Consider the following 12,529-nt stretch of genomic DNA (forward strand, 5'->3'; position numbering starts at 1 on the left):
GGCGGAGGTGGCGGCGGAGGCACCGCTGACCACCGTGGTGCACAATGCCGGCGCGATTCGCGAGAAGCTTCTGGAAGAGGTGACGGCGGAAGATATAGAGGCGCTGACGGCGCTGCACATCACCGCCGCTGTGCTGCTGGTGCAGGCCTTCCTGCCGACGATGAAGGCCGCCGGCTTCGGCCGCATCGTCCTGGTCGGCAGCCGTGCCGCCCTGGGCCTGCAGAAGCGCACGGCCTATTCGGCGACCAAGGCGGGGCTGATCGGCCTGATGCGGACCTGGGCGCTGGAACTGGGCCCGTCGGGCATCACCGCGAACCTGGTGGCGCCGGGACCGATCGCGGAGACGCAGATGTTCCACGACGTGATCCCGCGCGACGATCCCAGACTGGAACAGATCGCCCAAGGTGTGCCGGTGCGCCGCCTGGGCCGGCCGGCCGATGTGGCACGCGCCGTCGCCTTCCTGGCGGCGCCCGACAGCGGCTTCATCACGGGTCAGAACTTCTTCGTCTGCGGCGGCACCTCCGTCGGCAGCATTACCTACTAGGGGACCAATGTGACTGCGGAGACCGCCGCCTCGGCCGGCCTGGCCGGCTTCCTGGAGGGCATCGTCACGGGCCGCATCCGGGTGGTCGACCTGACCATGACCCTGCAGCCGGACTTCCCCACCATCGTCCTGCCACCGGAATTCGGCCAGAGCTGGCCGTTCCGGATGGAGGAGATCTCGCGCTACGACCATCGCGGGCCGTTCTGCTACTGGAACAATTTCGCCTGCGGGGAACATACCGGCACCCATTTCGATGCACCGATCCACTGGATATCGGGCAAGGACCTGCCGCAGAACGCCACCGACACCATTCCGCCGGAGAAGTTCATCGCCCATGCCTGCGTCATCGACTGCGTCGATGCGGCGGCTGGCGACCCGGACTACCTGCTCACCATCGCGGACGTTGAGGCCTGGGAGCAGCGTCACGGGCGCATCCCGCCGCGGTCATGGCTGCTGATGCGCACCGACTGGTCGCGCCGCGACTGGACCGGCTACATGAACATGGCGGAGGATGGCGCCCATACGCCGGGGCCGCATCCGGACCTCATCCCTTGGGCGGTGGAGGAACGCGACATCATCGGCTTCGGGAGCGAGGCGGTCGGCACCGATGCCGGCCAGGCGCAGCATTTTCCGGTGCCCTATCCCTGCCACTACCACGCGCATGGCAACAACCGCTTCGGCCTGCCGTCGCTGACCAACCTGGACAAGCTGCCGCCGCAGGGCGCGGTACTGATCACCCCGCCGCTGAAGATCCGCGACGGCTCCGGCAGCCCGACCCGGGTCCTGGCCCTGGTCGAGGAAGGCTGACGGTCGCCGCAGCGCTGCGCCGCGGAGCCGTCTTCAGGCCGCCACCGCCTGGGTCGGGTGCTGCCGCGCGCAGATCCGGAACGGAAGGCGCGGGGCGATGCCCACGATCAGGCGGCCCTGGAATTCCTCCGGCGCCCGGCCGTCCGGGCCCGGTTCTGCCACGGTGGAGAAGAGCAGAGCCGTGACCTGTCCCGGCTGCACCGCTTCGGGAGCTGCGCCGCCTTCGCCCGGCAGACCGGCGCAGAGCGGCAGGCAGATCCTGTGGACCAGCGTCTCGCCGCCGCCGACGATCAGGTTCGCTGCCGTCCAGCTGGTGGCGGCGCGGGTTTCCACGCCCAGCGCATAGAACGCCTCCAGCGGTCGGCTGTAGGCCGTCGGCCGGTCGTCGGCGGGGCGCTTGCGGGTCGCACCGGTGCCGAAGGTCCGCGCGATCGCGTTGCCGACGATCCGGTATTCGAAGCCGAGACGGCCGGCGCCGCGGTCGACCTTCAGCAGGCCGATATGCGGGACCAGGCTGCGCGGCAGCCGTTCCGGCCTGAAGGATCGCCGCTCCGGCGTCTGCGCGTCGCCGCGCAGGCTGTCCCAATGCGCGAAGAGCTGCCGCTGGACGACCGGTACGATCCCGGCCATGAAGTCCCCATGGGACAACTCGACGAATGTCGGATCCTGAAAAGCCATTGCCCCCGCCTGCTTCCCGATTGCCACCATCCCGGGATCCGGTCCCGATTTGATGCAACCGGGCCGGCCGTCCCTGTCTGGCAGCAGGCGTTGCAAGCGGCGGTCCAGACCAATATGGCCGATTTCGGGCCGCCCAATGTCGGCAGGTTCGTGTCGGCAGGCCCGCATCGGCCGGCCTGCACGGGCCGGCCGGGACTCAGTCGCGCTGGTCCTCTGGGATCAGGTCGTCCTTGGACGAAGAGAAGATGAAGAGGATCGTGGTGCGGCTCTTATGCGCATAGCCGAACTGCGGGTCTGTGGTGCCGACCATCTGCCCGTCCCGGCTGTCCGTTGCCGTTGCGACGAACTTGGCGATGCCCTTGCGCTCCTGGTCGCGATACAGCGCGAGGCTGGGCAGGGTCAGCAGGCCGATATCGATCTCCGGCGTGCCGATCAGGCTCTCCCGCTTGTCGATCGACAGGGCGCCGGAGCGGATGCTGACGATCATGTCCGCGCTGTCCCTGTCCTTCGCCAGCCGCGCGCCGTTCTTCAGCAGCCGGTCGCGGATTGCGCCCAGGGCATACTTGCCGTCAGGCGTGTCCATGTTCACCGGCTCGATATGGATGCGGGTCCCGGGCGGGATCGGCAGGCGCATCCGCTCCGCTGCCTCGTCGGCGGCCTTGGAGATCAGCAGCTGTTCCGTTGCGGTCCGCTCCGGGTGGGTCTGGCGGGCGGTGCTGCAGGCGGCAAGCAGAAGCGCCGGCGCAAGGATGGCGAGGATGGGAATAAGGCGGGGCATACTCGGGCGTGACGGGACCTGTACCGCCCCGCGCACCGGGCCGGCTTCGCCGTAGAATGATCCGGCGGGCGAAAAGGTTCCACCCGGCGCCGCCGTCAGGCGGAGGTAGCCCGGGGGATCAGCGGCGAAAGGCCGGAGCGACTGGTCTTGCCGTGCAGGCTGCGGCCCAGCGCCTCCTCGCAGAAGGCTGCGGTGTCCAGCAGGGCGTCCAGATCCAGCCCGGTGTTCAGGCCCATCGCCTCCAGCAGGTTGGCGAGGTCCTCCGTCGCCACATTGCCCGTATGCCCGCCGCCATACCTGATCTTCGCCGGATGGCCGCCGACCCCGCCGAAGGAGCAGTCGAAATGGCGGCAGCCGGCTTCCAGCGCGGCGATGCAGTTGGCGATGCCGCTGCCGCGGCTGTCGTGGAAATGTGCGATCGCGGTGAGCCCGGGCAGTTCCGCCGCCAGCTGCCGGAACAGCCGCGCGACGGCCGGCGGGGTGGCCATGCCGGTGGTATCGCCGAGGCTGACATGGCTGATGCCCAGTTCGGCGAAGCGGGTGCAGTCGGCGATCACCGCCGCCTCGTCGACCCGGCCCTCGAAGGGACAGCCGAAGACCACGGAGAGGGAGCCGACGATGCGGTAGCGCCCGCCCGCGGCGTCGGCCATCTCGGCGATCCGCTGCCACTGCTCGGCCTTGGAGCTGCGCAGGTTCTTCTGGCTGTGTGCCTCGCTGGCGGAGGCCAGCAGGCTGATCTCGTTCGGGCCGCGCCCGGCATCCGCGTCGGCATTGGCGCGCTCCACCGAGCGCAGGTTGGCGCAGGTCCCCTTGTAGAAGACGCCCGGCCCGCGACGGATCCGCGCCAGCACCTCGCTGGCGTCGGCGAACTGCGGCACCACCTTCGGGTTGGAATAGGAACTGGCCTCGATCCGCCGGAAGCCGAGCGCGGTGAAGCGGTCGATCAGCGCCACCTTGGTATCGGTGGCGACGAAGTCCGGCTCGTTCTGCAGCCCGTCCCGGGCGAAGCATTCGTTGAGGATGACGTCCGGGCCGGCCATCGCTGTCAGGCCTTCTCCTTGTCCTTGCTGAACAGCTGGATCGCGTGGTCGCGCAGCCGGTTCTTCTGGATCTTGTTGCTTTCGGTCATGCCGATCTGGTCGAAATTCTCCACGAAGGCCAGGTGGCGCGGCACCTTGTAGTTGGCGCAGCGGTCGGCGCAGAACGCGATCAGGCTGTCCTTGTCGAGCCTCTGCCCGCGCCGCAGCACAACGAAGGCGGCGGGGACCTCGCCCAGCCGTTCGTCGGGAATGCCGACCACCTGCGCCATGGCGACCGCCGGGTGCTGCAGCAGCACTGCCTCCACCTCCAGCGGCGCGACATTCTCGCCGCCGACACGGAACATGTCCTTCAGCCGGCCGAGGAACTGCAGGCGGCCCTTGATGTCGGTCTGGCCCAGATCGCCGGTATGCAGCCAGCCATTGGCCTCCAGCGCCTGGTCGGTTTCCTCCTGGCGCTTGTAGTAGCCCTTCATCACGCTCCAGCCGCGCACGCAGATTTCGCCGGGGATACCGTCCTCGCAGGCATCGCCGGTCTCCGGATCGACCACCACGCATTGCATGCCCCAGTGCGGGCGGCCCCAACCGGCCGCGCGAAGTTCCGGCGGGTCGGTGCGGTCGGACAGGATGACGTTCGGGCCGGCTTCCGACAGGCCATAGGCGTTGCAGATCTCGTAGGCGCCGAGCTCCTCCATCACCCGCAGCATCACCTCCTCGCCGGCGGCGGCCCAGCCGCCACGCAGGACCAGGTCGCGCTGGCTGGCGGTGGGATCGTCCAGCATCATCAGGAACATGGTGTCGTTGCCGGAGGTCAGGGTACAGGCCTCCGTCTCCATCGTCCGCAGCGCCTCCGCGGCGTCAAAGCGCGAGGCTGTGACCAGGGTGCAGCCGCCGACCAGGGAGACCAGCAGCGACATCGTCGTGCCCGCGACATGGCTGAACGGGCGCGGCGAATAATAGCGGTCGGTACCCTTCACCCCCATGCGGCGGCAGACGCTGGCGGCATTGCCCAGCATCGCCGAATGGGGAAGCATCACGCCTTTCGGATTGGCCGTGGTGCCGGACGTGAACTGGATCAGCATCAGGTCGTCGGGCATCACCGCCGCCCGCACCCGGCCCAGCTGCTGGTCGGAGATCACGCCGCCGCGGGTGGCGAAGGCGCTCCACGACATCGCGGCGGCGGGGACGGTATTGCCCACGACGACCAGGTTGCGCAGGTCGGGCAGCTTCTGGCCGGGCAGGGCCTTGTCGATCGCCGGTTCGATGCGGCGCAGCATGCCGACGAAGTCGATCTTGCCCAGGAAGCTGTCGGTGGTGAACAGCGCCTTAATGTCCTCGTGCTTCAGCGCATAGCCCAGCTCCTCGATCTTGAAGCGGGTGTTCAGCGGCACGGTGACCAGCCCGATGGAGGCGGCGGCGTAGTACAGCACCGCCCATTTCGCCGAATTGCCCAGCAGAATGCCGATATGGTCGCCGCGCTGCAGGCCCAGGCCCAGCATGCTCTTCGCCGCTGCATCGACATGCGCCTTCAGCGCCGTGTAGCTCAGCCGTCCGTCCTCCGCGACGATCGCCTCGCGATCCGCGCAGCGCTTGCAGGTATCCTCCAGGATCTTGAAGAGCGGTCCCGGCAGGGGGGAGGCGGTCAGGGGGGAACCGATGATGGCGGAGGTGCTCATGGCGTCATGCCTTCGGGTGCGGGGTTGCTGTCACTGCGTTGCGGTCAGGAGGCGGCGCCGCTGCCTGGCCCGGCGGTCATGCCGGCACGCCAGCTGGCGGTCTCCAGATTCTCTTCGATGGCCAGGATCTCGTGCGCCAGCGCGCCGTGCCGGCTGTCGTCGGCGCCGCGGTCGATCGCCTGCTTGGTCTGGCGCAGCGCCGCCACCGGCGCCCTGCAGATCTGTGCCGCCAGCTCGTCGGCGGCCGCCTGCAGCGCATCGTCGGGCACCACCCGGTTCACCAGGCCGATGGCACGCGCTTCCGCCGCGTCCAGCGCACGGCCGGTGAACAGCAGCTCCTTCGCCAGCCGCCGCCCGACGATCCGGGACAGCCGCTGGGTGGCGCCGACGGTGCCGCGCTGGGTCTCCGGGTAGCGGAAGCTGGCGCCTTGGCCGGCGATGATGAAGTCGCAGGCGGCGGCGATCTCGCAGCCGGAGCCGATGCAGGCCCCGCCGACGACGGCAATCGTGGGCATGGCCAGCCCCTCGATCGCGTCATAGGCGCGGAACGCGCGCAGGCGGCGGCCGCGGATCTGGTCGTCGTCCATGCCGCTTCGTTCCTTCAGGTCGGCACCGGCACAGAAGGCGGGGCCGTCCGCAGCCACCAGCACGCAGGCCAGGTCCGGCATCTCCGCCGCCTGCCGCACGGCGGCCAGAAGGTCCAGGCACATGGCGTTGTTCAGGGCGTTGCGCGCATCGGGCCGGTTCAGGGTGATGCGGGCCAGCCGGCCGGCGCCGCAGGGTTCGGTCGCGAACAGCACGGTCGACATCAGATCGCCCCCTCGCTGCGCAGCGCCGCGATCCGCTCCGGCGTATAGCCCAGCCGGTCGCGCAGCACCGCGTCGGTATGCTCGCCGAGGGTCGGCGGGCGCAGGAAGTCCGGATCGTCGAAGCCCTCGAAGCGGAAGGGCAGGGCCAGGCCCGGGAAGGTGCCGGCTTCGGGATGGTCGAATTCGCGGACCAGGCGGTGGTCGGCGACCTGCTCGTCGTGCAGCACCTCGGCCAGGTCGCGGACCGGGCCGGCGGGGACGCCGGCCGCGTCGCAGGCGTCGCACAGCTCGGCCCGGCTCAGGCCGGCGATCGCTTCCTCCAGCCGGGCCATGACCTCGGCCCGGTGGCGCACCCGGCCGGAATTGGTGGCGAAGCGCGGGTCCGCGCCCCAGTCGGCGATATCCAGCAGCCGGCACAGCGGTGCCCAGTGCTGGTCGGCGCCGGTGATGTGGACGAAGCCGCCGTCGCGGCAGCGGAAGGTGGCCGACGGCACCCGGCCCGGATGCTCGGTGCCCAGCCGGGCCGGCACCTCGCCCAGCGCGAAATGGCGGGCCGCGGCCAGGGTCAGCAGGCTGATCTGGCCGTCCAGCATGGCGAAGTCCAGATAGCCGCCGCGGCCGGTCTGCGACCGCCCGGTCAGCATCGACAGGATGCCGATGGCGATCCACAGGCCCGACGACAGGTCGGCGATCGGCAGGCCGGGTTTCACCGGTCCGCCGCCCTTTTCCCCCGTCAGGCTCATCAATCCGCCCATCGCCTGGAACACCGTGTCATAGCCCTTGCGCGACGCCATCGGGCCTTTCTGTCCGAAACCGGTGCACGAAACGTAAATGAGGCGCTGATTCCCGGCTTTCACGCTGGGCCAATCGAGGCCGTATTTCCGCAGGCCGCCGGTCGGGAAATTCTCGATCAGCACGTCCGCCGTGCCGATCAGGTCGCGCACCACGGCGCGGCCGGCCTCGCTGCGCAGGTTGGCGGTGACCGACAGCTTGCCGCGGTTGCAGGCGTAGAAATAGCCGCTGCGCTCCACCCCGATGGCGGCGGCGATCGCCGCCTCGTCGTCGCGCTTCTCCGGCGGCAGGGCGGCGCGGGCCGCATCGGCGCCGATGAAGGGTTCGTAGCCGCGGGTCTCGTCGCCGCTGCCGGGCTGCTCGATCTTGATCACCTCCGCACCCAGCTCCGCCAGGATCATGTCGGCGAAGGGACAGGCCAGGACCCGGGCCAGTTCGACGATGCGCACGCCTTCGAGCGGCTTCACGAGGCATCGTCCTTCCGGAAGCCGCGCATCCGCGCATTGGTCTGCCGGCCGAGCTCCAGGCCCTCCTGCAGCGGCAGGTCGGCGACCGCCTGTAGCAGCTTCTTGCTTTCCGCCATCGCCTGCGGCGATTGCGCGGCCAGGCTGGCGGCCAGCGCAGCGCCCTCGTCGGCGAGGGCGGCGGCGGGCACCACCCGGTTGACCAGGCCCAGGGCCTGCGCCTCCGCCGCGTCGATCCGCCGGCCCGTTGCCACCAGGTCAAAAGCGATCTTGCGGCCGACCTGGCGCACCAGGGAGGCCATGACGATGGCGGCAACGATGCCGTGCCGCACCTCCGGATAGGCGAAGATGGCGCTGTCGGCCGCCATCACGTAGTCGCAGGCCAGCGCCAGCCCGGCGCCGCCGCCCATCGCGTGACCGTTGACCAGCGCCACCACCGGCATCCGCAGCTGCGGCACCACCGCGTGCAGCCGCCCGGTCAGCGCGGCGCGGCGCTCCACCAGGTCCCGATTGTCGGGTGTCAGGTCCTTGAACTCAGACGTGTCGGCGCCGGCGCAGAAGCCGCGTCCGGCGCCGGTCAGGATCATGGCGCGCACGGCTCCGTCGGCCTCCGCCGCCTCGAAGGCCGCGACCAGTGCTTCGGTCAGGGCGAAGTTGAGGGCGTTGAGCTTCTCGGGACGGTTCATCACCAGGTGACGGACACCGTCGCGGTCCTCGCTCAGCAATACCGGCTCGGTCACGGCGCTCTTCCTCCCTTGCCCGCGATATGGTGGTTGCCGGCGCGCCCGAGCGTCTCTCGGTATGTGCCGGGCAGCGAGCAAGCTAGGAATTTTGTTTGACATCGTCAAACAGTTGCGCTGCCTTTCCAACCGCAAGGGGGAGGGAGCATGCGCATCGTCGACATGACATGGCGGGCCTACCGGATCGGCATGGCGGATCCCGACTGGCGCTCCGCCGGCGGCCGGTTCGAGGGGATCGCCGGCCAGTTCGTCTTCCTGCACGGCGAGGACGGCACCATCGGCCGTGGCACCGCCATCGCGCAGGAGCGGTTCGGCCTGGGTCCCGATGTCGTGGCGGCGTTCCTGGCGGAGCTGAAGCCGCGGATCGTGGGACGGCCCGCGGAGCGGATCGGTGCCTGCATGGCGGATCTGGAGGGGCTGTGGCAGGTGCCGGCAGTGGTGCGGGCCGGCATCGACTGCGCCCTGCACGAACTGGAAGCAAGGCGCCGCGGGGTGCCGCTGTGGAGCCTGTTCGGCGGGCCGCTGCGCGACACGATCCCCCAGGTCCGGATGATCCCGCTGAAGGCGCCGGAGGCGATGGCCGGCATGGCGGCCGCCTTTGCGGCGGAGGGCTACCGGTTCCTGAAGCTGAAAGTCGTGGGCCGGCCGGACGAGGATCTGGCCCGCATCGCCGCCGTGCATGCGGCGGTGGGCGTCCAGGCGCGGCTGATGGTCGATGCCAACGGCGCCTATGGGCTGCCCGACGCCCTGGCGGTGCTGCCGGAGATGAAGCGCCTGGGCATCGAGATCTTCGAGCAGCCGGTGGACCGCGACGACCTGGAGGGGCTGCGGCGCCTGCGCCAAGCGGGGCTGGTGCGCATCGAAGCGGACGAGAGCGCGGCCTCGGTGGCGCGCGTCCGCCGCCTCCTGGAGATGCGGGCCGTCGACCTGGTGGGGCTCAAGGTGCCGAAGCTCGGCGGGCTGCGGGCCACCGCCCAGGCGGCCGCGCTGTGCGACGCCGCGGGCATCCCCTACCGCTTCGGCACCACCTTCGGTTCCACCCTGGTGCAGGCGCAGAGCCTGGCGCTGGCGGCCTGCCTGCCGGGTCTGGCCTGGGCCAGCGAGCATGCCGTCTTTGCCGACTATGCCGACGATCCCTGCAGCGGTCTGTCGGTGACGGAGGGGACGCTGGCGGTGCCCGACGATTCCGGAAGCGGCGTGCAGCTGGGCTGAGCGGCCTGGGTTCAGGTGTCGAAGACGATCTCGCCGCCGGCTTCGCTCCGCATCTCCGCATAGACCTGCCGGCTGGTGCGCTCCACCCGGCGGATCAGCGCCACCAGCTCGCGCCGTTCCGCGGCGCTCAGCTCGCCCAGCATCCGTTCGTTGGTGGCGCGCCGCAGGGCCAGGACCTCGGCCACCAGCGCCCTTCCTTCCGGGGTCAGGACCAGTGACCGGCTGCGTGCGTCATCCGGGTTGGCGGTCTTCTCCACCAGGCCGCGCGCCACCAGCTGCGAGATGGTGCGACTCATCTGGCTGGTCAGGACGCCGGCACTGCGCGCCAGCGCCTGCAGGGTCGACTCGCCCAGCCGGTGGAGATTGGCCAGCGCCCGCCACTGCATGATGTTGAGGCCGAATTCCGGCCGGATCGACAGCAGGGCGATGCGGGTCGACACGTTTGCCAGGATCTGCAGGTGATAGCTGAACAGCCCCTCGATCGAGGCGCCGCCCTGCGGATCGGCGGCCGGTTCGGTGCCGGCCGTCGCCGTCGCCGCCGTCGCCGGTGCCCTTGCCTGGGTGGATTGGGGTTTCGCTCTGCTCATCACCTGTGTCCTGACGGCGGGCCTGGGACATCTCGTCCCACCTGCCCGTTCCCTAGCTCAGCACGGGCCGCAGGGCTTTGACAATGTGAAGTAAATTGCCTTCCATCTTTCGAACGAGGCCGGCATGCCGGCCTCGGGTTGCACCAGGAGGGCGTCATGAGCAGTGCGGAGACCTCAGCCCAGGACGCGGGCTTGCAGGACGTGGGCTTGCAGGACGTGGGGCCGCAGGACGTGGGCTCAGCGGAGGATGGCGCGCCCGACAGCTACCGGCCGCTCGACGACCGGACCCAGCCGGTGCCGGTGATCGCGGGCTATATCGAGACCGCCCGCCGCACACCGCGGCGGAACCCGGTGCAGCGGCCGACCACCCTGTCCGACCTGGTGGGGCCGCGCCAGTTCGGCGGCAAGCTGCCCCTGGGCAGCGGCGACCTGTACGAGACGAAGCAGGGTCACCCGGCACTCGGCGTGCGCATCCATGTCGAAGGCAGGGTGCTGGACGAGGAGGGTCGCGGCGTGCCCGGTGCGGTGCTGGAAATCTGGCAGGCCAATGCCGCCGGGCGGTACCGCTACGACGCCAGCGGCTTCGGCGCGATCGATCCGAACTTCGCCGGCTATGGCCGTATCCAGGCGGATGCGGAGGGCCGCTACAGCTTCGTCACGCTGAAGCCGGGCGCCTATCCCGTCTACAGCAATCCCGGGCGCTGGTGGCGACCGCCGCACATCCACCTGTCGATCTTCGGCGCCGGCATGGCCAGCCGGCTGATCACCCAGGTCTATTTCCCGGGCGAGCCGCTGAACGGCCGGGACATCATCCTGAACGCGATCCCCGATGCGGCGGCAAGGGAGCGGCTGGTGATGCGGGAAATGCCGATCCTGGACGTGCCTGCGGAGAACACCCTGGGCTTCCGGCAGGATTTCGTACTGCGCGGGCGTCACGCCACCCCGTTCGAGGAGCAGCACAGCGGCGGAAGCGGCACCGCGGCGGGAGGGCATGCCGGTGACTGAACTGCTGACGCCGACCGCCTTCCACACCACCGGGCCCTTCTTCCCGCCGGATTTCCTGCGGCCCGGCGACAACGACCTGACCTGGCTGACCGATCCGTCGCGACGGGCGCAGGGGGAGGCGCTGGTCATCACCGGCCGGATCACAGAGCAGGGCGGAGCACCGCGGACCAATGCGGTGGTGGAGCTCTGGCAGGCGGATGCCGGGGGCCGCTTCGCACATCCGCTGGATCCCGCACATGAAGAGGCCGATCCCGACTTCGCCGGCTGGGGCCGGACGGCAACCGACGGCGACGGGCAGTTCCACTTCGTCACCGTTCGCCCCGGCGCCTTCCGCGACCCGATGACCGGGGAGATGCGGGCGCCCCACCTGAACCTGCAGATCCTGTCCTCCGGCCTGATGCGCCGGCTGGTGACGGCGATCTGGTTTCCCGATGACCCGGCCAATGGCAGCGATCCTGTCCTGTCGGCCGTGCCGTCGGACCGGCGGGGCCTGCTGCTCGCGACCGCGGCACCGGAAAGCAATCTGGGGCCGGCCGGCGCGGCCTGCTACAGGGTCGATATCGCCCTTCAGGGCGTGGCGGAGACACCCTTCTTCGAGGATTGAGGGCTTCGGGCCTGCGGGACGGGGGCTACAGCACGCTCCCGATCGCCCAGACGCTGCCGGCCGTTGCGGCTGCCGAGGCCGCGAGGCCGAAGGCGACGACGAGACCGTCGCCAACGGCCAGGCCGAGGCTCAGGAGGCAGAGCGCCGCGCTGGGCATCGCGACGCCGAACGGCACCACGGCCAGCGGGAACATCAGCAGCGCCAGGAGGATCATCGGCAGGGCGAGCAATCGTTCCGCCGGCCCTCGGCCCAGCTGCGGCAGCCGCCGCCGGAACAGCCGGTCCAGCCACACGAGCTTCGGCTCCAGCCAGTCGATGGCATCGTTCAGCCGGTCGGCGGGCACCTCGACCCGGGCGGCGCGGCGCGGCATCCACAAGCCGTCGCGCCCCAGGGCCAGCTGACCCGCCATGCCGAGGATGATCGCCCCGGTGGCGATCGACATGCCGGGAATCGCCCCGACCGGGGAGAGCGCCAGCAGCGCCGGCGCGAAGATCGCCGCCGCATGGCCGCGCCGGCCCAGCCGTTCGACAAGGTCGCCCAGGGTCGTGTGCCCGCCGGCTTCCGCCTCCGCGGGGCGGAGGTCGTCCAGCATCTCGATAAGGCCGTCCGCCTGTGCCCGCCCCGGGCTGTCGTCCGGCCTGTCGCTGCCGCCGCTGCCCGCTGCCGCCTGCATCCCGGCCCCGCTGCGATCTCCGCTGGTCATGCCTCTCTAACGCTGCAACCATGGCGCGGTTCCCGCTGCGCTTCCAGGCCGGGGCGGGGGGCGAAGGGAACCGGGCGGGGAGGGCCGGGTTGG

Annotated in this window: 14 protein-coding genes; 5 read left to right on the top strand and 9 right to left on the bottom strand. The window is 70.4% G+C overall.

What is annotated here, in order from left to right; genetic code table 11:
* Together ACFOGJ_RS18510 and ACFOGJ_RS18515 are read left to right on the top strand one after the other, a co-directional pair.
* On the top strand, window positions 1–544 hold a 544-nt coding region (locus tag ACFOGJ_RS18510; protein ID WP_379903265.1), incomplete at its 5' end, for an SDR family NAD(P)-dependent oxidoreductase.
* 9 nt (window positions 545–553) lie between these two features.
* Window positions 554–1,351 carry a cyclase family protein gene (locus tag ACFOGJ_RS18515; RefSeq protein WP_379903267.1) on the top strand — a complete coding sequence of 266 codons (798 nt, stop codon included), beginning with the start codon at window positions 554–556 and terminating at the stop codon, window positions 1,349–1,351.
* A gap of 33 nt (window positions 1,352–1,384) precedes the next feature.
* On the opposite strand, the gene ACFOGJ_RS18520 is transcribed toward ACFOGJ_RS18515, so the two are convergent.
* The 7 genes from ACFOGJ_RS18520 to ACFOGJ_RS18550 all read right to left on the bottom strand — a co-directional run bounded on the left by ACFOGJ_RS18520 (window position 1,385) and on the right by ACFOGJ_RS18550 (window position 8,325).
* The gene (locus ACFOGJ_RS18520) at window positions 1,385–2,029 is read right to left on the bottom strand and encodes a PAS domain-containing protein (RefSeq protein ID WP_379903268.1); all 645 of its coding nucleotides are present in this window, start codon (window positions 2,027–2,029) and stop codon (window positions 1,385–1,387) included.
* Window positions 2,030–2,225: 196 nt separating this feature from the next.
* Window positions 2,226–2,807, bottom strand: a complete 582-nt coding sequence (locus tag ACFOGJ_RS18525; RefSeq protein WP_379903270.1) for a DUF6655 family protein — start codon at window positions 2,805–2,807, stop codon at window positions 2,226–2,228.
* A gap of 95 nt (window positions 2,808–2,902) precedes the next feature.
* Window positions 2,903–3,847, bottom strand: a complete 945-nt coding sequence (locus tag ACFOGJ_RS18530; RefSeq protein WP_379903272.1) for a hydroxymethylglutaryl-CoA lyase — start codon at window positions 3,845–3,847, stop codon at window positions 2,903–2,905.
* A 5-nt stretch (window positions 3,848–3,852) separates the two neighbouring features.
* Window positions 3,853–5,520, bottom strand: coding sequence for an AMP-binding protein (locus tag ACFOGJ_RS18535; RefSeq protein WP_379903274.1), 1,668 nt, complete (start codon window positions 5,518–5,520; stop codon window positions 3,853–3,855).
* 44 nt (window positions 5,521–5,564) lie between these two features.
* Window positions 5,565–6,329, bottom strand: a complete 765-nt coding sequence (locus ACFOGJ_RS18540; protein WP_379903276.1) for an enoyl-CoA hydratase/isomerase family protein — start codon at window positions 6,327–6,329, stop codon at window positions 5,565–5,567.
* Window positions 6,329–7,588: a CaiB/BaiF CoA transferase family protein gene (locus ACFOGJ_RS18545; RefSeq protein ID WP_379903278.1), complete on the bottom strand. Its 1,260-nt coding sequence runs from the start codon at window positions 7,586–7,588 to the stop codon at window positions 6,329–6,331. Before ACFOGJ_RS18545 ends, ACFOGJ_RS18540 begins: the two co-directional genes overlap by 1 nt.
* Complete coding sequence (locus ACFOGJ_RS18550; RefSeq protein WP_379903280.1) at window positions 7,585–8,325, bottom strand: enoyl-CoA hydratase/isomerase family protein; 741 nt, start codon at window positions 8,323–8,325, stop codon at window positions 7,585–7,587. The genes ACFOGJ_RS18545 and ACFOGJ_RS18550 overlap by 4 nt, the downstream gene beginning before the upstream one ends.
* A 147-nt stretch (window positions 8,326–8,472) precedes the next feature.
* On the opposite strand from ACFOGJ_RS18550, the gene ACFOGJ_RS18555 reads away from it, so the two are divergent.
* On the top strand, window positions 8,473–9,537 hold the full coding sequence (locus ACFOGJ_RS18555; RefSeq protein ID WP_379903282.1) for a mandelate racemase/muconate lactonizing enzyme family protein: 1,065 nt from the start codon (window positions 8,473–8,475) through the stop codon (window positions 9,535–9,537).
* A gap of 11 nt (window positions 9,538–9,548) precedes the next feature.
* Here the strand turns inward: ACFOGJ_RS18555 and ACFOGJ_RS18560 are convergent, their stop codons facing one another.
* The gene (locus tag ACFOGJ_RS18560) at window positions 9,549–10,124 is read right to left on the bottom strand and encodes a MarR family winged helix-turn-helix transcriptional regulator (RefSeq protein WP_379903284.1); all 576 of its coding nucleotides are present in this window, start codon (window positions 10,122–10,124) and stop codon (window positions 9,549–9,551) included.
* Window positions 10,125–10,280: 156 nt separating this feature from the next.
* Between ACFOGJ_RS18560 and ACFOGJ_RS18565 the strand changes: the two genes are divergently transcribed.
* Complete coding sequence (locus ACFOGJ_RS18565) at window positions 10,281–11,129, top strand: dioxygenase family protein (RefSeq protein WP_379903286.1); 849 nt, start codon at window positions 10,281–10,283, stop codon at window positions 11,127–11,129.
* Complete coding sequence (gene pcaG, locus ACFOGJ_RS18570; protein WP_379903287.1) at window positions 11,122–11,733, top strand: protocatechuate 3,4-dioxygenase subunit alpha; 612 nt, start codon at window positions 11,122–11,124, stop codon at window positions 11,731–11,733. Before ACFOGJ_RS18565 ends, pcaG begins: the two co-directional genes overlap by 8 nt.
* 25 nt (window positions 11,734–11,758) lie before the next feature.
* On the opposite strand, the gene ACFOGJ_RS18575 is transcribed toward pcaG, so the two are convergent.
* Complete coding sequence (locus ACFOGJ_RS18575; RefSeq protein ID WP_379903289.1) at window positions 11,759–12,436, bottom strand: exopolysaccharide biosynthesis protein; 678 nt, start codon at window positions 12,434–12,436, stop codon at window positions 11,759–11,761.
* Window positions 12,437–12,529 lie beyond the last annotated feature (93 nt).

This window comes from Marinibaculum pumilum (assembly GCF_042646425.1).
Lineage (GTDB): Bacteria > Pseudomonadota > Alphaproteobacteria > Ferrovibrionales > Ferrovibrionaceae > Marinibaculum > Marinibaculum pumilum.